This is a genomic window from Duganella sp. GW821-FHT07G03 (genome assembly GCF_059418605.1).
The window spans coordinates 18,294-41,949 of the sequence record NZ_JBWKQE010000019.1; the positions used below are offsets into that span (position 1 = coordinate 18,294).

The 23,656-nt window shown below is 64.8% G+C and carries 17 protein-coding genes and 1 tRNA gene; 12 read left to right on the forward strand and 6 right to left on the reverse strand.

Annotation, left to right across the window (positions count from 1 at the left end; all coding sequences use genetic code 11):
- Positions 1 to 37 precede the first annotated feature (37 nt).
- The 4 genes from AC07OK_RS21700 to AC07OK_RS21715 are packed head-to-tail and all read left to right on the forward strand — an operon-like array spanning position 38 to position 5,464.
- Positions 38 to 2,233: a beta strand repeat-containing protein gene (locus AC07OK_RS21700; protein WP_494692239.1), complete on the forward strand. Its 2,196-nt coding sequence runs from the start codon at positions 38 to 40 to the stop codon at positions 2,231 to 2,233.
- Between the two features lie 5 nt (positions 2,234 to 2,238).
- On the forward strand, positions 2,239 to 3,882 hold the full coding sequence (gene aroKB, locus AC07OK_RS21705) for a bifunctional shikimate kinase/3-dehydroquinate synthase AroKB (RefSeq protein WP_494692240.1): 1,644 nt from the start codon (positions 2,239 to 2,241) through the stop codon (positions 3,880 to 3,882).
- Between the two features lie 6 nt (positions 3,883 to 3,888).
- Complete coding sequence (locus AC07OK_RS21710; RefSeq protein ID WP_494692241.1) at positions 3,889 to 5,025, forward strand: deoxyguanosinetriphosphate triphosphohydrolase; 1,137 nt, start codon at positions 3,889 to 3,891, stop codon at positions 5,023 to 5,025.
- A gap of 55 nt (positions 5,026 to 5,080) precedes the next feature.
- The gene (locus AC07OK_RS21715) at positions 5,081 to 5,464 is read left to right on the forward strand and encodes a hypothetical protein (RefSeq protein WP_494692242.1); all 384 of its coding nucleotides are present in this window, start codon (positions 5,081 to 5,083) and stop codon (positions 5,462 to 5,464) included.
- On the opposite strand, the gene mutY is transcribed toward AC07OK_RS21715, so the two are convergent.
- Genes mutY through mutM form a run of 3 tightly spaced genes read right to left on the reverse strand, consistent with a single transcriptional unit; the run spans position 5,461 to position 9,381 of the window.
- A complete protein-coding gene (gene mutY / locus AC07OK_RS21720) occupies positions 5,461 to 6,591 on the reverse strand; it encodes an A/G-specific adenine glycosylase (RefSeq protein WP_494692243.1) in 1,131 nt (376 codons plus the stop codon). The two genes, AC07OK_RS21715 and mutY, sit on opposite strands and share 4 nt — an antisense overlap.
- Before the next feature lie 15 nt (positions 6,592 to 6,606).
- A complete protein-coding gene (locus AC07OK_RS21725; RefSeq protein WP_494692329.1) occupies positions 6,607 to 8,535 on the reverse strand; it encodes a dynamin family protein in 1,929 nt (642 codons plus the stop codon).
- A 12-nt stretch (positions 8,536 to 8,547) separates the two neighbouring features.
- Positions 8,548 to 9,381 (reverse strand): bifunctional DNA-formamidopyrimidine glycosylase/DNA-(apurinic or apyrimidinic site) lyase, encoded by an 834-nt coding sequence (mutM, locus tag AC07OK_RS21730; RefSeq protein ID WP_494692244.1) that lies wholly within the window; start codon positions 9,379 to 9,381, stop codon positions 8,548 to 8,550.
- 146 nt (positions 9,382 to 9,527) lie between these two features.
- On the opposite strand from mutM, the gene AC07OK_RS21735 reads away from it, so the two are divergent.
- The 8 genes from AC07OK_RS21735 (at position 9,528) to AC07OK_RS21770 (ending at position 16,943) form a co-directional block, all read left to right on the forward strand.
- Complete coding sequence (locus AC07OK_RS21735) at positions 9,528 to 11,309, forward strand: tetratricopeptide repeat protein (protein ID WP_494692245.1); 1,782 nt, start codon at positions 9,528 to 9,530, stop codon at positions 11,307 to 11,309.
- Between the two features lie 10 nt (positions 11,310 to 11,319).
- Positions 11,320 to 11,934: a lipoprotein insertase outer membrane protein LolB gene (gene lolB / locus AC07OK_RS21740; RefSeq protein ID WP_494692246.1), complete on the forward strand. Its 615-nt coding sequence runs from the start codon at positions 11,320 to 11,322 to the stop codon at positions 11,932 to 11,934.
- 8 nt (positions 11,935 to 11,942) lie between these two features.
- Positions 11,943 to 12,821, forward strand: a complete 879-nt coding sequence (gene ispE / locus AC07OK_RS21745) for a 4-(cytidine 5'-diphospho)-2-C-methyl-D-erythritol kinase (protein WP_494692247.1) — start codon at positions 11,943 to 11,945, stop codon at positions 12,819 to 12,821.
- A gap of 76 nt (positions 12,822 to 12,897) precedes the next feature.
- Positions 12,898 to 12,974: transfer RNA gene (locus AC07OK_RS21750), tRNA-Gln, on the forward strand.
- A 164-nt stretch (positions 12,975 to 13,138) separates the two neighbouring features.
- The gene (locus AC07OK_RS21755) at positions 13,139 to 14,089 is read left to right on the forward strand and encodes a ribose-phosphate pyrophosphokinase (protein ID WP_332853291.1); all 951 of its coding nucleotides are present in this window, start codon (positions 13,139 to 13,141) and stop codon (positions 14,087 to 14,089) included.
- Between the two features lie 165 nt (positions 14,090 to 14,254).
- Positions 14,255 to 14,890: a 50S ribosomal protein L25/general stress protein Ctc gene (locus tag AC07OK_RS21760; protein WP_494692248.1), complete on the forward strand. Its 636-nt coding sequence runs from the start codon at positions 14,255 to 14,257 to the stop codon at positions 14,888 to 14,890.
- A 114-nt stretch (positions 14,891 to 15,004) separates the two neighbouring features.
- On the forward strand, positions 15,005 to 15,586 hold the full coding sequence (gene pth, locus AC07OK_RS21765; protein ID WP_492929660.1) for an aminoacyl-tRNA hydrolase: 582 nt from the start codon (positions 15,005 to 15,007) through the stop codon (positions 15,584 to 15,586).
- Positions 15,587 to 15,635: 49 nt separating this feature from the next.
- Complete coding sequence (locus AC07OK_RS21770) at positions 15,636 to 16,943, forward strand: amidohydrolase (protein WP_494692249.1); 1,308 nt, start codon at positions 15,636 to 15,638, stop codon at positions 16,941 to 16,943.
- Here AC07OK_RS21770 and AC07OK_RS21775 read toward each other — a convergent pair.
- The 3 genes from AC07OK_RS21775 to AC07OK_RS21785 form a co-directional block, all read right to left on the reverse strand.
- Complete coding sequence (locus AC07OK_RS21775) at positions 16,906 to 18,306, reverse strand: DUF3999 family protein (protein WP_494692250.1); 1,401 nt, start codon at positions 18,304 to 18,306, stop codon at positions 16,906 to 16,908. The two genes, AC07OK_RS21770 and AC07OK_RS21775, sit on opposite strands and share 38 nt — an antisense overlap.
- Positions 18,303 to 21,548, reverse strand: a complete 3,246-nt coding sequence (locus tag AC07OK_RS21780) for a DUF2339 domain-containing protein (RefSeq protein ID WP_494692251.1) — start codon at positions 21,546 to 21,548, stop codon at positions 18,303 to 18,305. Before AC07OK_RS21780 ends, AC07OK_RS21775 begins: the two co-directional genes overlap by 4 nt.
- A 163-nt stretch (positions 21,549 to 21,711) precedes the next feature.
- The gene (locus tag AC07OK_RS21785; RefSeq protein ID WP_494692252.1) at positions 21,712 to 23,535 is read right to left on the reverse strand and encodes a DUF885 domain-containing protein; all 1,824 of its coding nucleotides are present in this window, start codon (positions 23,533 to 23,535) and stop codon (positions 21,712 to 21,714) included.
- Between the last annotated feature and the right edge of the window lie 121 nt (positions 23,536 to 23,656).

Sequence of the window (23,656 nt, forward strand, 5' to 3'; positions counted from 1 at the left end):
CGCAAGCTTATTTATGAACACTAAGGGAATTCGCATCATGAAAAAAATCACCGGATGGCTGGCCCTGCTGGCATGCGCCAGTGTCTTGTCCGCCTGCGGCGGCGGCGGCGGCTCGGCCGGCGCCAACGGCAATGGCGTGACGCCGTCCAAGGCGGCTTCCGTGGTGCTGACCGCCAGCGCGAACACCATCGCCTCGTCCGGCCTGGACGGCACCGAAGTGACGCTGACGGCCATCGTCAAGGACGCCGGCGGCAATGCGCTGCCGAACGAGACGGTCAACTTCAGCGCCAGCTCCGGCACCATCAGCAACACCAACCGCATCACCAACACCTCCGGCCAGGTGCTTGAAAAGCTCAGCGTCAAGGGCGATCCCAGCACCCGCACCATCACCATCAGCGCCAGCGCCAATGGCGGCGCGATCAAGTCGAGCGAGATCACGGTCGATGTGATCAGCGCCGTGCCCAGCCTGACCTTGACCACGTCCGCCGGTTCGCTGGCTTCGGTCGGTACGGCCGGCAGTGAAGTCGATGTGATTGTGCTGGTGCGCGACTCCAACAACGCCGCGATGGCCGGCGTGACGGTCAACCTCAAGGCCGACTCGGGCAGCCTGTCGCTGGCCAACGTGGCCTCCGACGCGCAGGGCCGGGCGACCGCCAAGCTCGGCACCGGCGACGATCCAACCTCGCGCGACATCAAGATCACCGCGAGCGCGCCGGGGGCGGTCTCCAAGACCACCGTGGTCCCCGTGACCGGCAACAAGCTGACCATCAACGCCCAACCGACCATCAATGTCGGCGCCAGCGCCGACGTCACCCTCAAGCTGGTCGACTCGGCTGGCAACGGCTTGATCAACAAAGTGGTGACGTTTGGCTCCAACTCCAACGCGCTGACCGTCAAGAACGGCGGCGCCGCCGTCACCAATTCGGCCGGCCAGCTGGTGCTGACCTATGCGGCCTCCAGCGGCACGGCCGACCAGATCACCGTGCGCGCCGGCGGTGAAATAGCCACGGTCGGCATCGTCATCAATTCCTCGACCTTCGCGATCAAGGTGCTCGACCTCAACGGTAATGTGGAAACCGTCGCCAACATCGGCGGCTGCCAGCAGGTTGCCGTGACCGGCGGTCCGCCTTCGCCCGCCAGCGTCACCATCAACACCTCGCGCGGCGATGTGTACAGCGATGCCGGCTGTACCACCAAGCTCAGCGGAGCTATGCCATTGAGCGGCGGCGCCGCCACCGCCTATGTCAACGCCAGCGGCCCCGGCGTGGCCACGCTGACGGCCACCTCCGGCTCGCTCAATACCCAGACCGACCTGGAGTTTGTCGCGCCGCTGACCGATATCTCCACCATTTCGGTGCAGGCTGATCCGGCTGTGATCGGCGTCAATCCCAAGGGCATCACGACCCAGCAGGCCACATTGCGCGCCGTGGTGCGCGACGGCAGCGCGCTCAACAACGTGGTCAAGAACGCCACCGTGGCCTTCACCATCGCTGCCGATCCGAGCGGCGGCACCCTGAGCCAGCCTAACGTGGTGACCACCGGCGCCGACGGCGCCGCCACGGTCAGCTTTATCGCCGGCAGCAATCCGTCGGCCCTCAATGGCGTGCAGGTGCAGGCCAAGCTGGTTGCCGGTTCCAAGGCCAGCGCCATCGCCAGCCTGACGGTGGCGCAGAAATCGCTGTTCATCAGCGCCGGCACCGGCAATACCGTGATCATTCCGACCGACACCACCACGCTGTACCAGCTCGACTATTCGATCCTGGTGACCGACGCCGCCGGCAACGCGGTGCCGGGCGTGAAGCTGACCGCGTCGGCGCTGCCGCTGACCTATTTCAAGGGCACCATGTTCTTCCCCGAGCCGCAAGGCCCATGGACGCCGGCGAGCAAGCTCGCCTGCGCCAACGAGGATACCAACGGCAACGGCATCCTGGACCCCGGCGAGGATGTCAACGGCAGTGGCACGCTCACCCCGGGCATTCCGGTCACCGTCACGACCAATGTGACCACCGACGCCAAGGGCCAGGCCCTGGTCTCGCTGACCTACACCAAGGACAACGCCTACTGGCTCGATCTGAACCTGACGGTGCGCGGCCAGGCAAATGGCACCGAGTCTTCCTATACGGCTCTGGTACACTTGCCGGGCGCCGCGGTCGATTACGCGACGAAAACTGTGCGGCCGCCGGGTTACACCAGCCCGTACGGCACCTCAACTTCGTGTAGCAACTCTAATTAACGTTCATGCCTAATGTGTTTCTAGTCGGCCTGATGGGGGCAGGAAAAACCACCATCGGCCGCATCCTGGCCCGCAAACTGGGTCTGCGTTTCATCGATTCCGATCACGAGATCGAGGCCCGCACCGGCGCCTCGATCCCGTGGATTTTTGAAATCGAGGGCGAGCAGAGCTTCCGCCGGCGGGAGGCCGACGTGATCCGCGAGCTGACCGCCCAGCCCGACCTGGTGCTGGCCACCGGCGGCGGCGCCATCCTGAACCCGGACAACCGCGCCTACCTGAAGGCGCGCGGCACCGTGATCTATCTGCGCGCCACCGTCAACAGCATCTTGCAGCGCACCGCGCACGACAAGAACCGGCCGCTGCTGCAAACGGCCGATCCGCGCAAAAAACTCGAAGAATTGATGGCCACCCGTGATCCTTTGTACATGGAAATTGCCGATATCGTCATCGATACCGGCCGACCTAACGTACAATCGATGGTTCAATCCATCCTGACCCAGCTGGAAACCCGGGCTTGTGTAGCCTCGCCCAACTGCGTCACACAAGCCGAACCATCGATGAACGAAGAATCCACCATCCTGTTAAATGTCGAGCTGGGCGAGCGCAGCTACCCCATCTCGATCGGCCCGGCGCTGCTGCAAGACAGCATGCTGCTGGCCCGCCACGTCAACGGCGACAAGGTCGCCATCGTCACCAACACCACCATCGCGCCGCTGTACCTGGCGCGCGTCGAGGCCGGCCTGCGCCAGGCCGGCAAGCAGGTCACGGCCATCGTGCTGCCGGACGGCGAAGAGTATAAAAACTGGTCCAGCCTGATGCAGATCTTCGATGCGCTGCTGGCCGCCAAGGCCGACCGCAAGACCACGCTGATCGCCCTGGGCGGCGGCGTCATCGGCGACCTGACCGGCTACGCCGCCGCCAGCTATATGCGCGGCGTCGATTTCATCCAGGTGCCGACCACCTTGCTGTCGCAGGTCGATTCCTCGGTGGGCGGCAAGACCGGCATCAACCATCCGCTGGGCAAGAACATGATAGGCGCGTTCTACCAGCCGCGCGCGGTGATCGCCGACACCTCGACCCTGGAAACCCTGCCGGCGCGCGAGCTGTCGGCCGGCCTGGCCGAGGTGATCAAGCACGGCGCCATCATCGACGCCGCCTTCTTCGACTGGATCGAAGCCAATATCGTCAAGCTGATGGCGCGCGACAAGGGCGCGCTGGCCTACGCCATCGCCCGCTCGTGCGAGATCAAGTCCGAGGTGGTGCGCCAGGACGAACGCGAAGGCGGCCTGCGCGCCATCCTGAATTTCGGCCACACCTTCGGCCACGCCATCGAGAACGGCCTGGGCTACGGCGAGTGGCTGCACGGCGAGGCCGTCGGCTGCGGCATGGTGATGGCGGCCGACCTGTCGCACCGCATGGGCCTGGTCGACGCGGCCACCGTGGCGCGCATGCGCGCGCTGGTGGTGGCGGCCGGCCTGCCGGTCAAGGCGCCCGACCTGGGCACCGAGCGCTGGCTGGAGCTGATGGAGGTCGACAAGAAGAACGAGGGCGGCGCCATCAAGTTCATCCTGTTGAAACCGCTGGGCGCGCCAAGCATCACCAACGCGCCGCAGGAGCTGCTGCTGGCCACGCTGGCCGCCAGCATCTAAGCCGCCATGCTGCCCGACGAATTCCTCGCCCCCTACGCGGCCCATTCGGCGGGCGGCGCGGGGCGCCGCTACGACGAAACGGCGCACGCCTCGCGCAGCCAGTTCCAGCGCGACCGCGACCGCATCATCCATTCCTCGGCCTTCCGCCGGCTGGAATACAAGACCCAGGTGTTCCTCAACCACGAAGGCGACCTGTTCCGCACCCGGCTGACGCACAGCCTGGAGGTGGCGCAGATCGGCCGCTCGCTGGCGCGCAACCTGCGCCTGAACGAGGACCTGGTGGAGGCGATCTCGCTGGCGCACGACCTGGGCCACACGCCGTTCGGCCACGTCGGCCAGGACGTGCTCAACGAATGCATGCAGGACCACGGCGGCTTCGAGCACAACCTGCAAAGCCTGCGCGTGGTGGACGAGCTGGAAGAACACTACGGCGCCTACAACGGCCTGAACCTGATGTTCGAGACCCGCGAGGGCATCCTCAAGCACTGCTCGCTGAACAATGCGCGCTTGCTGGGGCCGGTGGCGCAGCGCTTCATCGACCGCACCCAGCCGTCGCTGGAGGCGCAGCTGACCAACCTCGCCGACGAGATCGCCTACAACAGCCACGATATCGACGACGGCCTGCGTTCCGGCCTGATCACCATCGAGCAGCTGGAGCAGGTGGAGTTCTTCGCGCGGCTGTGGCGCGACGTGCAGGTGACGTTCCCCGGCCTGTCGGGCCGGCGCGCGATCTATGAAACCCTGCGCCGCCTGATCACCGCGCTGGCCGACGATTTGATCGCCACCTCCAGCGCCTTGCTGGCCGACGCCGCGCCCAAGAGCCTGGACGAAGTGCGCGCCGCGCCGCCGCTGATCCGTTTTTCCGATCCGATGCGCAAGGACGCGACCGAGCTCAAGCGCTTCCTGCGCGAGAATCTCTACCGTCACTACAAGGTCAACCGCATGCGGGTGAAAGCGAGCCGCATCGTGCGCGAGCTGTACCACTCGTTCATGGCCGAGCCGGTGCTGCTGCCGCCGGATTACCAGGACAAATCGGGCGACGTCGGCAAGCAGGCGCGCAAGATCGCCGACTACATCGCCGGCATGACCGACCGCTACGCCATCCGCGAACACCGCCGGCTGTTCTCGCTCGACGAACTTTGAGTGGACTCAATCGTGCGGTCTTGAGCGTCAACGGTGTTCGGCGCATGATGGCTCGATGGACGAGCAAATCACACAACTGGATCGGCGCCTGACCTCGGTTGAGGTCGAGGTGGCTGCACTTGCGGCCGAGGCGTCGGCCACGCGCGTTCAGTTTGTCACACGGGAAGATATGGCTAAGCTGGACGGACGGGTGGCCATCATCCAATCCAACTACACGACGAAGGAGGATTTGGCCCTGTTGGAAAAGCGAGTGGCCATCATTCAATCCAACTACGTGACGAAAGAGGATCTGGCCGCCGTGGACAAGAGGCTGAGCGTCGAAATAGCGGCGTTAAGGTTGCAGATCTCCGAGCTGGAAAAACGTATGATGCGCTGGTCTCTGGCAACCATCATTACCGTTTCCGGTGTGGTGGTTGGCGTCGTCAAGATCTGGCCTTAGAACATCCTTTGCTGCGCGGCCTTGCTGTCGCCGACCAATTCCAATAGCAGCTTCTTGATCGGCGCCGGCAGCGGGGCGTCGGGGATTTTGGCGGCGTCGTACCAGACGTGGCCGGACTCGGCCGCCATCGACAGCCGCCGCGCCAGGGTCACGCGGTAGGGCGCGATGTGCAGCTTGTAGTGGGTGAACACATGCGTGACCGTCGACAGCCGCTCGTGCGATTCCATCTCGCCGAACTTGCCCACCGCCAGCATTAGCGCGGCATCATCGACCGCTTCCACCTCATCGTCCTCGGCCAGAAGATGGCCGTCCAGCTCCGGCAGCGACAACAAACCGCCCCATATGCCGCTTGGCGGACGCTGTTCCAGCAGCACCTGGCCGCCGTCGATAATCGCCAGCATCACCGCATGTTTTTCCGGGCTGACCTTCTTCGGCTTGCGCACCGGCAGGTCCTTGGTGCGGTCGGTGGAAAACGCCACGCAGCGCGGCTGCATCGGGCAGCGCTCGCACGACGGACTGCTGCGCGTGCACAAGGTCGCGCCCATGTCCATCAAGCCCTGCGTGTACGATTCGATGCCTTGCTCCGGCAACAGCGCCTCGGCGCGGCGCCACATCGCTTCCTCGGTCTTGCGCTCGCCGGGATAGGTGTCGATGCCGAACACGCGCGCGAACACGCGCTTGACGTTGCCGTCCATGATGGCCGCCCGCGTGCCGCTGGAAAACGCCGAGATCGCCGCCGCCGTCGAACGGCCTATACCGGGCAACTCCGCCAACAGCAAAGGATCGGAAGGGAACACGCCGTCATACTCGGCCACCACGCGCTGCGCGCACTTGTGCAGGTTGCGCGCCCGGGTGTAGTAGCCCAGGCCGCTCCACTGCGCCATCACATCCTCGACCGGCGCGGAGGCCAGGTCGCGCAGGGTGGGGAAGCGCTCCAGGAAGCGCGCGTAATAGCCCAGCACCGCCGACACCTGCGTCTGCTGCAACATGATTTCCGACAGCCAGATCAGATACGCGTCGCGCGTGTTCTGCCACGGCAGCACATGGCGTCCATGCACTTTTTGCCAGCCGATCAGATCGGCCGAGAAACTGGGATCCGCAAAATTCTCACCTGCTACAACTTTCATTCTTTTCCTAAAATGCTAAGCGGCGGCGTCCAGCGCCACGAATTCCGCGTTGATGGCGATGCTGATCTGCCCCGCCAATTCATTGAGCCGCGCCTTCTGCGCCTCCAGCTCCTGCTGGCTGCCTTCAAACGCGTCGATTTTCTGTTCCAGGCTGTCGGTCGCATCGTGGATGCGCTGGATCGACGCCAGCCGGTGTTTCAACTGATCCTTGTGCTGGCGGATCTGCGCCTCCAGCGGCGCCATGATCACCTTCAGCCACGCCTCCGCGTCGTTGTTGGCGGCGCGGAAGCAGCCGCGCACGCGCGAGGCGATGGTGTCGAAGAACTTCTCCATCAACACCACGCGGCTGGTGGTCAGCAAGGTCGCCGTGCCGAACTGCTTGTAGTAGATCGCCTCGATCGCCTCGATCTCCTCGCGGTAGTGCTCCAGCGAAAACGGCATCGGCAAGGCCAAGGTCAGCCCGTGCTCGTTGGAGAAGCGGCGGTACATCACGCCCATCATCTCGCTGATTTCCACCGTCTTGTGCTCGGCCGCGTCGAGGCTGGCGCGGATGCGTTCGAAGTAGTTGCGCACCGCCTCGCGCACGCCGGTGAAGAAGCGGCTGCGCTGCATCTCCTGGCGCACCAGTTCGATGTCGTCGCGCACGATGTCCATGCCCATGCTGGTGTACAGCTCGGTGGACAGCCGCGTGAACACGGCGCGCGTGGCCTGCAGCTTGAACAGGCTGGCGTCGAACTCCTTTTTCTCCACATCGATGCGGCGCATCATGTGGGCGATCACGCTCTGGTTCTTGCCGCGCAAGCCCTTGAGCTCATGCAGCTGCTCGACCACGCCGCGACTGCGCGCGTTGACCATCGCCAGCTGCGCGGTGCTCAGCGCGTGCAATTCCTCGCTCAGCTGCTTGCGCACGATTTCCTTCTTGGCCGGAATCAGCTCGTTGAACAGCGCGCCTTCCAGGGTCTGCAGGCGGCTGCGTTGCAGCAGCGCCGGGTCCTGGTTGATCTTGGCCACCAGCGCCTTCTGCGCCGACACCGGGAACACCTGGCGCGGCTCCAGCGCCAAGACGTGCGCCACGTTGGCCTGCTGGCGCTCGATCTCGATGTTGATCTCGGCCTCGCTGCGCAGCTCGTCCCACATGCTGTCGATCTTGTTGAGCACCACCAGGCGGCCGGCGCCGGCGCCGATGTGCTTGCGCCAGACTTCGATGTCGCTCTTGGTCACGCCGGTGTCGGCGGCCAGGATGAACAGCACCGCGTGCGCGTTCGGGATCAGGTTCAGCGTCAGCTCGGGCTCGGTGCCGATGGCGTTCAGGCCCGGCGTGTCGAGGATCACCAGGCCCTGCTTCAGCAGCGGATGCGGGAAGTTGATGATCGCATGGCGCCACAGCGAAATCTCGACCAGGCCGGCGTCGTCCAAGGTGACCGGCATGTCGGGATCGTCCTCGTCGTACAGGCCGTAGCGCTTGGCTTCCTCCACCGGCACATGGCGCGTCATGCTGACCTGCTTGAACACCTCGTGCATGTCGGCGCCGGCGTCCAGGTTCAGCGGCAGCACGGTCCAGGCGGCGGGCTGGTCGCGGTAGTCGCTGGTGGACAGGTTCTCGGCCCGCGTCTCGATCGGCAGCAGCCGGATCGACGGCGCGAAGCTGGCGTCGTACATCAACTCGGTCGGGCACATGGTGGTGCGGCCGGCGGCGGACGGCAGGATGCGCTGGCCGTAGTCGGCAAAGAAAATGGCGTTGATCAGCTCCGATTTGCCGCGCGAGAATTCGGCGACGAAGGCCACCGACAATTTGTCGTCGGCCAGCCGCGCCAGGGTGCGCACGATGCGCTGGTCGGTGGCGGCGTCGGTCAGGGACGCGCCAGCCACCCAGGATTGATAATCTTTCAACGCCGTGACGACGCCTTGCCGCCAGGCGCTGTATTGCTCGAAATCCCTGACCATCATGTTCAGCCCTTATTTTTGGCAATTCACACAGTAGAATGTGGACCGTTGCCCCTGCTTGATCTGCCGTATCGGCGCCGCGCATACCTTGCAGGGAACACCTGCACGATCATAGACGAAATAACTCTGCTGAAAATACCCGGATTGGCCGTTGACGCTAATAAAATCGCGCAAGGTGCTGCCGCCCTGGACGATGGCTTCGGCCAGGATTTCGCGCACGGCCTGGGCCAGCTTGTCGTAGCGCGCCAGGCTGATGCGCCGGGCCGGCGTCTTCGGGTTGATGCCGGCGCGGAACAAGCTTTCCGAAGCATAAATATTGCCGACTCCGACAACGATGTCGCCCGCCAGCAGCACCTGCTTGACGGGCGCGCTGCGCTGCCGGGTTTGATCGTACAGCAATTTGCCGCTGAAGCCAGCCTCCAGCGGCTCCACGCCCAGTTCGCGCAGCAGCGCGTGGTGCTCCAGCAGACCGTCGGCGTCGTCGTGCCACAGCACCGCGCCGAAGCGGCGCGGGTCCTTCATGCGCAGCACGCGCAGGCCGTCCGGGGTCTCGACCACGAGATCAAAATGATCATGTTTTTCCGGTGCGATATCGGTCGGCATGATGCGCAGGTGGCCCGACATGCCGAGGTGGATGATCAGCGTGCCATGGTCGAAGTGCAGCAGCAGGTACTTGCCGCGGCGGCCGGTGCGCAGCACCTGGTGGCCGGCCAGCAGCTGCGGCAGCTGCGCCGGAAACGGCCAGCGCAAGCCTTCGCGGCGCAGCACCACCTGATGCACGGTGCGCCCCTCGATATGCGGCGCAACGCCGCGCCGGGTGACTTCAACTTCTGGTAATTCTGGCATCTGGTTCGCAAACAGTCGAAATAATGAGGCGGCTGACTCTGGTCGTGGCGGAATATTTGGTTACACTAGTCAAAAGACGCAATCGGTGTGTTACGCGTAGAATCCGATAGCATCTGTACCTTTTGCCGACTTGCCAGGATCTTCCCTTGAAAAACGCTTTCGCCATTGTAACCCTCTCCGCCTTGCTGTCCGCGTGCGCCGTCGCGCCGCAAAAGGAGCCGGAGTCCGCCACCGCGGCGCCGGCCGACGCGGCGGCGGAGAGTCCTGCGCCGCTCGCCGCCGCACCGGCGCCGGTCGAGGAGGCGTTGCCCAATGTCGAGCTGACCAGCGACATGCTGTTCCGCATCACCAAGGCCGAGCTGGAGTTCAAGCAGGGGCAGTGGCAGGGCGCCTACATCACCCTGCTGGCGCTGGCCCAGCAGACGCGCGATCCGCGCCTGGCGCGCCGCGCCGCCGAAATGGCGCTGACCGCCAAGCAGGGTACGGAAGCGCTGTCGGCCATCCGCCTGTGGCGCAGCCTGGCGCCGGACTCGGACGAGGCCACCCAATACTTCCTCGGCTTCGCCGTCGTCAACGACGACCTGAGCGAGGCGGAACAGATCTTTGTCGAACGCCTGAAGGCCGCGCCGGTGCAGGCGCGTCCGCTGGCGATGTTCCAGATGCAGCAATTCCTGCTGCGCGCCAAGGACAAGAGCGCCGCCTTCGCGCTGGAAGAGCGCGTGCTGGCGCCGTACAGCGGCACGCTGGAAAGCCATTTGATCCTGGCGCAGGGCGCCTTCGCGCTGGGCGACAACGAGCACTCCCGCACCGAGGCCGAACTGGCGCTGCGCATCAAGCCCGATTCCGAGCTGGCCATCCTGACCACGGCGCAAGTGTCCGGCGATATCGACACCGCGTTGAAAGTGCTGTCCACCTTCCTGGATACGTATCCGAAGTCGCGTGAAGTGCGCGCCGCCTATGCCCGCATCCTGGCCGACGCCAAGCAGACCGAACCGGCCCGCAAGGAATTCCTGACCCTGCTGAAAGACCAGCCGGACAACCTGGCCACGCTGTACGCGCTGGGCGTGATAGCGATGCAGTCCAACGACATTCCCAACGCGGAGAAGTACTTCACCGATTTCGTCAAGGTGCTGGCCGATCATCCGAGCGACGAGCGCGACCCGTCCAAGGTGCTGATGATACTGTCGCAGATCGCCGAGCAGCGCAACGACTTCGACGCCGCCTACAACTGGCTCGACAAGGTCGACGGCGCCGATGAAAAAATCTACCTGGCCGCGCGCATGAAGATGGCGCAGCTGACGGCCCGCAAAGGCAATGTCGACGAAGCCCGCAAGCAGCTGGCCGAACTGAAGCCGTCCGAAGCCGTCGACCAGGCGCAGATCTTCCAGGCCGACGCCCAGATCCTGCGCGACGCCGGCGACCACCGCGCCGCCTACGTGGTGCTGGAAAACGCCGTCAAGCGCTACCCGGACAATCCCGACCTGCTGTACGATTTCGCGCTGGTCGCCGAAAAGCTGGGCCAGGTGGAGCTGATGGAAAAGGCGCTGCGCCAGGTGATGATCGCCGCGCCCGACAACCAGCACGCCTACAACGCGCTGGGCTACTCGCTGGCCGAGCGCAACGAGCGCCTGCCGGAAGCCTACTCGCTGATCGACAAGGCCATGAAGATGGCGCCGGGCGATCCCTTCATCATGGACAGCATGGGCTGGGTGCAGTACCGGATGGGCAACCTGAACGAAGCGGAAGCGCTGCTGCGCCGCGCCTACGCCCTGCGCGGCGATCCTGAAATCGCCGTCCACCTGGGCGAAGTACTGTTCGTCAAGGGCGACAAGACCGGCGCCCAGCAGATGTGGCAGGAAGCGCAAACCAAAGACCCGAAGAACGACGCGCTGAAAAGCACGCTCGCCCGTTTGAAGCTAAGCCTGTAAGCGATACCCGATGACCATATTCCACCTGCGCCGCGGCGCGTCCGCCGCCATGCTGGCCGCTTCCGTGCTGCTGGCCGGCTGCGCCACCACCTCCGCACCGCGCTCGGCCGCCGTGGTCGCGCCTTACCGCGACAGCATCGAGCTCGGTGGCGGCATCGCCATCAACTACAGCAAGGACGGCAAGCGTGAATCGCTGAGCGGCAAATTCACCTGGCAGCAGACCAAGGCCGCCACCGATGTCAGCATGATCTCGCCGACCGGCCAGATCGTCGCCGTCATCCATGTGGCGCCGGGATCGGCCACGTTGACGCAAAGCGGCAAGCAGCCGCGCACCGCGCCCGACCTCGACAGCCTGACCGCGCAGACGCTGGGCTGGACGCTGCCGGTCTCCGGCCTGCGCGATTGGCTGCAAGGCTATGCCACCGACGCCAGCGGCAAGCGCTTCGTCGCCTCGCCGGCCAACGACAGCGTGATCACCCGCGACGGCTGGAAAGTCGAATACGTCACCTGGCAGGACGACACAGCGGCCGCGCCGCAACCGAAACGCATCGACCTCACGCGCCTGGGCGCGGGGCAGGTCGATGACATGGCGATCCGCATCGCCATCCGCCCGAACGCAGAATAAGAAGCACCATGACCAGTCTGAAGAATTGCCCGGCTCCGGCCAAGCTGAACCTGTTCCTGCACGTGAACGGCCGCCGCGCCGACGGCTACCATTTGCTGCAAACCGTGTTCCAGTTGATCGACCGCGGCGACACGCTGCACTTCGCGCTGCGCGGCGACCACCAGATCCGCCGCGTGACCGAGCTGCCCGGCGTGCCGGAAGAGAGCGACCTGATCATCCGCGCCGCGCGGCTGCTGCAGGCCGAAGTGTTGCGCCGCCAAGGCGCGCTGCCGGCCGGCGTCGACATCGCGATCGACAAGGTGTTGCCCATGGGCGGCGGCCTGGGCGGCGGTTCGTCCGACGCGGCCACCACGCTGATGGCGTTGAACCATTTGTGGCGGGCCGGTCTAAGCAAGCAAGAACTGATGGCGCTGGGCCTGCCGCTGGGCGCGGACATCCCCTTTTTCATCTTCGGCCAGACCGCCTTTGCCGAAGGTGTGGGGGAGGCGATGCGGCCGGTAACGGCGCCGGATTGTTGGTATGTCGTCATCGAGCCGGGCGTCGCGGTGCCGACGGCAGCAATTTTTTGCTCAGAATATTTGACAAGGGATACTCCGGTCGTCATAATAACGGACTTTTCCAGCCACCTCGAAAATCGAATCGGTTTAAAAGGGTTTGGAAAGAACGACTTGCAACAAGTAGCAACGAAGTTATTCCCGCCGGTGGCAGAGGCGATAGAATGGCTCAGCGCTTACGGTGACGCCAGGATGACTGGCTCCGGTGCTTGTGTGTTCAGTGCGGTAGCAACCGAGAACGAAGCGGATGCGGTGCTTGCAAAAGTGCCGGCGAAGTGGAAGGCCTGGAAAGCAAAAGCGCTGGATCGCCACCCGATCATCGAAAAGTTGTGAGGCAGTAAAAAAATTTGGCTTAGCGTGAAAATGGCTGTAAAATACCGGCCATGTAACGACAAGCAGTCAGTTGCGTAGGGGAATCGCCAAGCTGGTTAAGGCACTGGATTTTGATTCCAGCATACCAAGGTTCGAATCCTTGTTCCCCTGCCATTCGTTTGTATCTGGATCCGTCGAGGCGTAACTTATCTCCGGCCAGATAGAGCAAAGATGGCGTCGCCCCAGCGCGAACCATACACCAAGTTCTAAGTACAGCGCCACGCGGTTTTCGCTGGCGACTTTTCAAAAAATTTCATAGACTATCTCTGGGACTCCCAATGGCTTTCGAAAACCTGATGGTTTTTACCGGCAACGCTAATCCTGCATTGGCAGAAGGAGTCGCTAAAAATCTCGGCATCCCTCTCGGCAAGGCAAACGTTTCGAAATTCTCGGACGGCGAAGTGATGGTTGAGATTAACGAAAACGTGCGCGGTAAAGACGTCTTCGTTCTGCAATCGACTTGTGCCCCAACCAACGACAGCCTGATGGAGTTGATCCTGATGGTCGACGCCCTGAAACGCGCGTCCGCTGGCCGTATCACCGCAGCGATTCCTTACTTCGGCTATGCCCGTCAAGACCGTCGCCCACGTTCGGCGCGCGTTGCGATCTCGGCCAAAGTGGTCGCGAACATGCTGGAAGAAGCGGGCGTCGAGCGCGTCCTGATCATGGATCTGCACGCAGACCAGATCCAGGGCTTCTTCGATATCCCGGTTGACAATATTTACGCTTCGCCTATTCTGCTGGGCGACCTGCAGAAGAAGAACTACCAGGACCTGCTGGTGGTGTCGCCGGACGTCGGCGGCGTGGTACGTGCGCGCGCCCTGGCAAAACGCCTGGGCTGCGACCTGGCCATCATCGACAAGCGTCGTCCGAAGGCCAATGTGTCGGAAGTGATGAACATCATCGGTGAAGTCGAAGGCCGTAACTGCGTGATCATGGATGACATGGTCGACACCGCGGGTACCCTGGTCAAGGCTGCCGAAGTGCTGAAAGAGCGCGGCGCGAAGAAAGTGGTCGCGTATTGCACGCACCCGGTGCTGTCCGGCCCGGCAATCGAGCGCATCACCAATTCGTCGCTGGACGAGCTGGTCGTGACCGACACGATACCGCTGTCCGACGCGGCCAAGGCTTGCGGCAAGATCCGCCAGCTGACCTGCGCACCGCTGCTGGCCGAGACGTTCAAACGCATCATCAAGGGCGATTCCGTGATCTCCCTGTTTATCGACTAAAGATAAACGATTTAGCCGGTTTTTCATGGCGCGACAGGCAGAAAAAGCTTGTCGCGCCTTTGCTTTTCCCAGTTTCATGAGCGCAGTCAGCTCATTTTCGAAGCACCCTGGTCGCGGGGGCTTCATAACACGGGGCGCGAGCCCTGTTATTTTTTGGAGTTACACATGAAAGTTGTTGCATTCAAACGCGAATTGCAAGGTTCCGGAGCGAGCCGCCGCCTGCGCAATTCGGGCCAAACCCCTGGCATCATCTACGGCGGTACCGAAGCGCCAGTGACCATCTCGCTGGATCACAACGCGCTGTACCACGCGCTGAAAAAAGAAGCCTTCCACTCGTCGATCCTGGATCTGGAAATCGACGGCGTCACCCAGCAAGTTCTGCTGCGCGACTTCCAAGTCCACGCGTTCAAGCAACTGGTTCTGCACGCTGACTTCCAGCGCGTTGATGCAAACGCCAAAGTGCACATGAAAGTGGCTCTGCACTTCGCTAACGCTGACGTGTCCCCAGCAGTCAAACTGCACGGCGCCACCATCAGCCACGTCGCCAACGAAATCGAAGTGACGTGCCTGCCAAAAGACCTGCCAGAGTTCATCACCGTTGACCTGTCGAACATCGACGTTGGCCACTCGCTGCACATCGCTGACCTGGTCCTGCCAGCCGGCGTGACCGCGATCACCCACGGTTCGAACCTGACCATCGCTACCGCTTCGGTACCTGCTGGTCACGTAGCTGCTGAAGCCGCTGCAACCGCTGAAGCTCCAGCTGCTGACGCTAAGCCAGCCGCCAAGGCCAAGAAGTAATCACTGACGCCGCCTCCGGGCGGTTGCAGCAGAAAACCCCCGCCAGTGCGTCATGCCAGCGGGGGTTTTTGTTTTTAAGCGATAATCACGTTTCTCTTTTAACGACCTCACGTCATGCCTATACGTCTCATCGTCGGCCTCGGCAATCCCGGCCCCGAATACGAACAAACCCGTCACAACGCCGGCTTCTGGCTGGTGGACAAGCTCGCCAACGACATCGGCGCCCGCCTGCAGCGCGAGACCAAGTACAACGCGCTGATGGCCAAGGGCGCGGTCGCCGGCCAGGAAGTCTATCTGCTGGAACCGCAGACGTATATGAACCGCTCCGGCCAGTCGGTCGGCGGCCTGTGCCGCTTCTTCAAGATCCTGCCGGACGAAGTGCTGGTCGTGCACGACGAGCTGGACCTGATGCCCGGCGCCGCGCGCCTGAAAAAAGGCGGCTCCTCGGGCGGCCACAACGGCCTGAAGGACATCACCGCCGCGCTCGGCACGCAGGATTACTGGCGCCTGCGCCTGGGCATCGGCCATCCGCGCACGCTCAGCCTGGCGCAGCAGGTGGCCGATTTCGTGCTGCACCGCCCGCGCCGCGAAGACCAGGAGCTGATCGAGCAGGCGATCGACAAGTCGCTGCTGGTGATGCCGCTCATCGTCGAAGGCAAGTTCGACGCCGCCACGATGAAGTTGCATACAGCCTGATCCGCCGGTGGTATGCTGGTTTGCTTATCCCCAGACTAGGAAACCACCGATGAAGCTGCTCCCGCTTGCCGCATTATTGATCGTCCATGCCGCCCAGGCGCAGGACGCCTCCTCCGCCGTCGCCAGCCAGATCAACGGCATGTATTCCAAGCTCGACGCGATCTACAAGGATCTGCACGCGCATCCCGAAATCGCCTTCCAGGAAGAACGCACGGCCGCCAAGCTGGCCGCCGAGATGCGCGCGATCGGCTTCGAGGTGACGGAAAAAGTCGGCAAGACCGGCGTGGTGGCCATCTACAAGAACGGCCCCGGCCCGACGGTGCTGGTGCGCACCGAGCTGGACGGCCTGCCGATGGAGGAGAAATCCGGCTACGCCTATTCCAGCAAGGCCCACGCGCTGCTGGATGGCAAGGACACGATGGTGGCCCACAGCTGCGGCCACGACGTCCACATGACCGCCTGGCTGGGCGCGGCGCGTACCTTGGTGGCGCTGAAGTCGCAGTGGAAGGGCACCTTGATGTTCATCGGCCAGCCGGCCGAGGAAACCGTCAGCGGCGCCAAGGCCATGCTGGACGACGGCCTGTTCAAGCGCTTCCCGAAACCGGACTACGCCTTCGCGTTGCATACCTGGCCGCTGGCCCACGGCACCATCGGCTACAACAGCGGGCCGGTGTCGTCGAATTCGGATGCCATCGAGATCACCTTCAAGGGCCGCGGCGGGCACGGCTCGGCGCCGGACAAGGCGCTCGATCCGATCACCATCGCCGCCCGCTTCGTGGTCGACGTGCAGACCGTGATCAGCCGCGAGAAAGATCCCAAGGAATTCGGCGTCGTCACCATCGGCGCGATCAACGGCGGCACGGTCGGCAACATCATCCCCGACAGCGTGCGCGTGCGCGGCACGATACGCTCATACAGCCCGGAAGTACGGGCGAAACTGCTGGCCGGCGTGCGCCGCGTGGCCAACGCCTCGGCCGCGATGGCCGACGCGCCGGCGCCCGATGTCGAGCTGATCACCGGCGGCGCAGCGATCGACAACAGCGACGCGCTGGTCAAGCGCACCGAGGGTGTGTTGAAGAAAGCCTTCGGCGACGCCAACGTCTCGCGCATGCCGGCGATGACGGCCAGCGAAGACTTCTCGGCCTACGTCAACGAGGGCGTGCCGGGCATGTTCTTCTTCACCGGCGTCTACGATCCGAAAGCGGTGGCCGAAGCGGCCAAGCCGGGCGGCAAACCGATCGCCTTCAACCACTCGCCGTACTACGCGCCGGTGCCGGAACCGTCGATCAAGACCGCCGCCCAGGCGATGACCCTGGCCGTCATGAACGTGATGGGCGCAGCAAGCGCCAAACCATAAACGCCAGCACGGCCACGCCCAGCAGCAACACGCCCCACAGCACCACCAGGCGCTGCCGGGCGGCGCTGGCCGCAGTCAGCGCGGCGGTGGCGTCCTGCGCGCCGCTGCCTTGTTGCTGCTTCGCTGGCCCGGCGCTGGCTTGTTCCAATTTCTGCAATTCCGCATCGGAGAAGCCAGGCGCGACCTGGCTCAACTCGCGCACCACCGGCGCGGCGCGCTCGCGGCCGACCGCCAGCGTGTAGGGACCGTTGCCGTTGGCGAGGAAGATCAGCGTGGCCGGCTGCCAGCTCAATCGTAAAGCGGGCCTTGCCGTTGCTGGCGCCGTGGTCCGCAGCACCCATTGCGTCGCATGCACGGGAGGCACTTCGATGTCGCCGGAGCTGCGCGCCTGCTCGCCCTGGGCGATGCGGTAAAACGTCGCGCTGGCGAGCGGATCGAAGCGCCAGGCCGGGCCTTGTCCAGCTTGCCTTGCCGGCAGTTCGCGATAGGTGCCCAGCGTGCCGGACAGCACAATATTTGATTCGCTGAATTGCAGCCCGGCCTTGCTCGGGGCCACGGCCGGCGGCACGGCATAGACCAGGTCTTGCGCCTGCCTGCCGGTCGCCGCTGGCAGCAGCAGTTGCTCGGTGGGTTGCGCGACATCGGCATGGACCAACTGCTCGGCCGTGATGGCGGCGAACTGGATCGGCGTGCCGCTGCGCCAGTTCAGCCGGGCATAACGGAAGCTGCGCGCGTCGAACTCCAGGCGGTCGTTGGACAGCGTTTGCGCATCCTGGTTGACCAGCCAGTTCAGGTCGGCGGCGCCGACGGTATCCCAGTGCTTCATGTCGGCGCTGGTCTCCAGCCAGACTTGTGCGCTGTACTCGTGCTGACCGGACGGCAGCGTGAAGCGCAGCGCGCTGACCGGTGTGTCGGCCGCATCCTTGCCCAGGTCGAGCACCAGCCCCGCCAGGTGCGGCGGCTGGGCGGCCTGGTCGCGCGCGTTGTCGGGACGGACCTTGACCGACAGCAGGCGGCCGTCGGTGGCCGTGCTGACATCCAGGTCCAGCTGCCCGGCCGATGTGGCCGTGCTCAACAGCGGGAAGATGGCCGACGGCAGCTCGCGCCGGCTGGTGCGCGTGGCCGGCGCCGGCGTGCGCAGCGCGAACGGTTGCATGGCGCCGCTGGCGTCGAACACCCGCACGTCGTCCAGCAGCGGCGAACGCGCATGCAGGTAGACGTCCTTGGGCAGCCGCACTTGCAGCACGCCCTGTTTGGCGCCGGCGGTCAGCGGCAGCAGGTGGGTGTAGTCCTGCGGCGTGTCGCTAGCCGCCGCCGATGCGATGGCCGATGCGGCCGCTGCCGCGATCAGGATGGTTTTCATGCTTTTTCCGTTTCTGTAGGGTAGGGCGCCAGGTAACCGATGCCGACCATCAGCGCGCCCACGCCGACGAAGGAAACGATGCGCTCGACGCCGCCCACGTTGGACAGGTCGACCAGGAACAGCTTGGCGACCACCAGGGCCAGCAGCACCGCGCCGCCTATCCACACGGCGCGCAGCACGCGCCTGGCGGCGTAGCGCATCATCAGCAGCGCCGTGACGCTCCACACCAGCGACAGCATCGCCTGCACGAATTGCGAGGCGAACATGGCGTCGAATTCATACGGCACCTTCATGTAGTTGGAGACGGTGCGCAGCAGCGCCAGGTTGAGCCAGCCATAGCCGGCCAGCGCGGCCAGCAGCGGCAGCGGCGCCACCCAGTTCGGCGGCCAGGCGGTGAGCAGGTTCTGGCGCAGCGTGCCGGCTTCATCCTTGTCGCGCAGCAGGCGGTAGCAGCCGTAGGCCATCAGCATGGCGAAGCAGGTCGTCAGGTCCAGCGGGTTCAGCAACGGCAGGTAGGGCAGCGGCGCCATGGCGCCGTTCTGCGACAGGTTCCAGACCGCCACCAGCAGCAGCGCCCAGCCGCAGGCCAGCGGGATCAGGCGGCGGCGATACCAGGAAGCCAGCGGCGCGACCGGCCAGCCGCCGGCGCGGCTGCGCTGCATCAGCCAGCCGACGGCGGCCATCATCAGCCAGGCCGGAATGAAGCGCGCCCAGCTGGCGCTGGTCTCCCAGCCGGCGTCGGCCAGCAGCCGCGCTTCGGCGCTGTTGGCGCTGTGCAGCCAGCGCGTGATCCAGATCGCCGCGACCGGCCAGATCATCAACCACAGGCCGCCGGTGCGCACGATGTGCAGCAGTTGCAGCGGGATGTCGCGCAGCGTCCAGCCGTTGGCGGGCCAGACGCGCAGCAGCCATTCGCCCGCCAGCCACAGCGCGGCGTAGGCCAGCCAGGTGGACGCAACGGGCAGGCGGTTGTCGACATACAGGCCGCCCAGCATCAGTGCGCTGGCGACGGCCAGTGCGCCCCAGGCCGGCGCCGTCAGCGCGCGCAGGCTGCGCCATTGCAGGCGGCGCGCCAGCATCACGATCGCCACCGTGCCTGCGGCGACCAGCATGCCGTAGATGCCGGGGCCGAGGACGTCGTCGCTGGCCCATGCGCCGGTGGTCATGATCTGGTAGCGGATCGACAGCCAGCCGGCCAGGTCGGGCAGGATCAGGGCGAACCACCACAGGCCGGCCCACAACATCGCCAGGCGTGACAGGCCGTAGCCGGCAGTGCCGGCTTGCTGGCCGTCATACCGCATCAAGGCCCAGCTACTGAACAGCGCGCCGGCGCAGATCATGGCCGCGCCCAGTATCGGCCGGTCGAACAGGTCGGGTGTCGCCGAGGCCCAGTTCCATTGCGTCAGCGCCAGGATGGCCAGCATCACGCCCGCGACGGCTTGCGCAACCAAGGCGAAGCCGCTGGCCAGTTGCCACGCCATCTTGCGGGCGATGAAGTACAGCGCCGCCGCCGCCACCAGCGCGCTGACCACCAGCAGGTTGGCCTGGCTGGCGCCGTCGGTGCGCAGGAAGATTTCGGTCCAGGCGCCGGCGACCATCCAGATCGATGCGAACGCGAGGAACAGCGCCGCCAGCGCGGCAAACAATTTGGTGCCGCTGTCTTGCTGGGCGCGGAAGCGGGTCGCCATCAGGAAGGCGGTGATCGACAGCAGGATGAAGCCCAGCCACAGATTCGATTCCAGCGCGCTTTCCGGCGACATGCCGGTGACGGTGCCGAAGAACGACAGCCAGGCGCCGGCTTGCACCAGCAGGCCGAACATCCACGCCAGCGTCTGCTTCTGGCGCAGTCCGATCCAGACGATGCCCGCGCCTTCCAGCGCCCAGGCGGCGGAAGTCCAGCGGCCGTCGAGCGCGAACGGTATCGCCAGCGTGCCGAACACGATGCCCAGCGCGAGGAAGGCGTCGGCCAGCAGGGCGACCTTGTCGCGCCGGCGCAGCACGGTGGCCAGGCCGATGTAGAACAGGCCCAGCGCCAGCGCCGAGTAGGCCACGCCGAACGGGTAGCCGTGCACCAGGCCAAATTGCAGGCCGAAGCCCAGCATCGGCGTGCCGAACACCAGCGTGCCGTCGACGTAGTTTTTCAGTTTGACCGATTGCCGGCTTGCATAGGCCAGCGGGATCGAGACGTAGAAGGCGAAGAACAGCAGCAGGAACAGTTGCACCGACAAATAATTTTCAGGCGTGTAGCGCAGCACGCCCCAGGCGGTGCCGATGGCGAAGGTGAAGGCGAAGCCCAGCAGGTTTAGTAGGCGCCACGAGCGCAGCATGGCCAGCGCGAACACGCCGGCGTTGAGCAGCGCGTAGTACGAGAACAGTCCGATGTGGCTGCCGCCGCCGGTGGAGGCCAGGATGGGCGCGGCAAAGCCGCCGACGATGCCGAAGATGGCCAGCCACATGGCGTCCTGCAGCACCGCCAGCAGGCAGGTGAAGACGGTCAGCACGAACAGCAGCGCGAAGGCCAGCGAGCCGGGGATCAGCTGGTACAGGCGGAACGCGCCGAAGGTCACCAGCATCAACACGGCCAGCGCCGCGCCCTGCACCGGCAGGCTGATGGCGGGACGGCTCAGGCGGATGCGCCAGGCCCAGGCCAGCAGCGCGAGGTCGGCCAGCACAATGCCGGCCAGGCGGAATTCGATCGGCACCGTCACGCGGGCGGCGGTGTACTTGAGCAGGAAGCTGACGCCGATGAACAGGATCAGCAAGCCGAGCTTGGCGACCAGGTTGCCGCCGAAGAGCCAGGTTTTGGCGGCCACCAGCCAGCGCGGCGGCGTTGGCTCAGGTCGGGGTGCAGGTGGTGGCGCTGGTTCGGCGGGAGCGGGGCGGGGCGATGGGGCTGTGGGCGCTGGCGCCTCTACCGGCGCCGGCGTTGCCACTGGTGCCGGCGTAGCCACTGCTGCCGGAGCCGGCGCGGTTACGGACGCGGGCTGCGGTGGACGCGGCGACAAGATGGTGGCCTGTATCGGCCCATAGACAGGCGTCGCTGCAGCCGGGCGCGCGGGCTGCGCTGTTTGCGGTGGTGCTTGCGGCGCGGCGGTGCGCTGCATCGTCGTTTGCATCGCGCGCAGCGCGTCCACTTCCCGCTGCAATTCCGAGGCGATCTTGCGCGCCTGCTTCGCTTCCGTGCGCGCGCGCCAGGCCACGCTCAGCGTGAACACGCCGAAGATAAACAAAAGGAATTCCATGAACGGCTCTCCTGAGGCAATATCGCAAGCTATCACATTTGCAACATTGCCTCAATCGAAACGACCATATAAGCGGGGGTCAAGTCTGACATTCGGACACGGCCTCTTCCGTAACGGCCATTACGGAAGAGGCCGTGTCCGAATGTCAGACTTGACCCCAATTTTATTTGGTGGCGATCCAGCGGTCGACGCGCGCTTCCAGGATCGGCAGCGGCAGCGTGCCGTCGCCGATCACGACTTCGTGGAATTTCTGGTAGCTGAACTTGTCGCCCAGCGCCTGCTGCGCGCGGGCCCGCAGTTCCAGGATCTTCAGCGAGCCGATCTTGTAGCTCAGCGCCTGCGCCGGCCACACCATGTAACGCTCGATCTGGTTCTTGGCGCGCGCTTCGCTCCAGCCCAGCGTGTCGGCCAGGTAGGCGATCGCTTGCTCGCGGCTCCAGCCCTTGGCGTGCATGCCGGTGTCGACCACCAGCCGCGCGGCGCGCAGCATTTCCGCGTTCAGGTGGCCGTAGTAGGCCACCGGATCTTCATACAAGCCCATCTCCCGCCCCAGCGTTTCCGAGTACAGCGCCCAGCCTTCGGTGTAGGCCGCGCTGTTCGGATTCTCGGTGCTGAATTTGCGGAAATCCGGCAAGTCCAGTTCCTTCAGCAAGGCCGCGTGCAGGTGGTGGCCGGGCACGCCTTCGTGCAGGAACAGGCTGACCATGTCGACCCGGCTGTATTTCTTCGGATCGTTGACCACCGGCCAGAACACGCCAGGATGCGAACCATCGGCCGCCGACGGCGTGTAGTGGTCGGACGCGGTGGCGCGCGTCAGCTCGGGCTCCAGGTGCAGCTCCAGCTTGGCTTTCGGGATCAGGCTGAAGTAGGTCGGCAGCTTGGTCTGCACGGTCGCGTAGATGTCGCGGTAGGCGTCCAGCACCTGCTCGTCGGTGGTGAAGATTTTGAATTTTTCCTGCGCCGCCACCCACTGCGGTAATTGTTTTTCCGGACCGTCGTAGCCCAGCTTGGGGCCCAGCGCGGCCAGCTGCTGCTGGATGCGCGCCACTTCCTTCAAGCCCAGCGCGTGCACCGCGTCCGGCGTCAGCGGCAGGTTGGTGCTGTCCTTGATGCGGGCGGCGTACCAGGCGGCGCCGTTCGGCAGCGCGCTCCAGCCGGTGCTGGCGCGGCTGGCCGGCAGGTATTCGTTTTCCAGGAAGCTGACCAGGCGGGTCAGCGCCGGCGCGATCTTGCTGTCCACCGTCTGCAAATAGGCGGCGGTCAGTTTCTGCTTGTCGGCGTCGGAGAAGCCGGCCGGGAAGCGCGTCACCGGCGAGTAGTAGATGCTCGTTTCCGGCGTTTCGCTGCGCAGGTTCTGGAACTGCGGCAGCATCGCCACCGTGATCGCCTTCGGCTGCACGATGCCGCTGCGCATGCCCAGCTTCATGTTGGCGATGGCCTGGTCTATCCATGCCGGCAACTGGTTCAGGCGGCTCAGGTAGGCCTGGTATTGCTTGACCGTGCCCAGCGGTTGCGAGCCGTTGCCGTCGGCGTAGTTGGCCAGGACGCTGGGCACGTTGTCGAGCTGGTTCAGCGGCAGCAGGTGTTCCGGGAAGGACTCCAGCTGCATCGCGTTGTTGAGTTCGTAGGACAGCAGGTCGTAGGTCAGCTGCTCCTGCTGGCCGAGCTGGTCGCGGCGCACCGTCATCAGCTGCTTCTGCATCTGGCGGTACAGCGCGAATTGCTGCGCGCGCACCTTGGGCGAGATGGCCAGGCCGAGCTGGTCGTCATAACGGCCGTCGCCGTTGGCGGTGGCGAACAGCAGTGGATCGAACTTGCAGCGCGCCGTGTGGAAGGCCGCCGCCAGCCTGGCCAGCTGCTTCTGGGCTTGTCCGGCCTGCTGCGTGGTCGCCGGCTTGGCGGCCGCCATCACGGGTGGCACGCCCATCAGCAAGGCGGCAATCAGGGCGGAAGTGGTCAGCGCGGCAAGCGGGCGGGCGGATGGCATAGGTGTCCTCGAATAGGGAGATGGATTTTCGCCCAGCAGTCTAGCATTTGTCGATCCGGTTTACTCATCGCCGGAAAAATTGCGTATTCTATGCTTGCCGCGAACCGGCTACCGATAACAA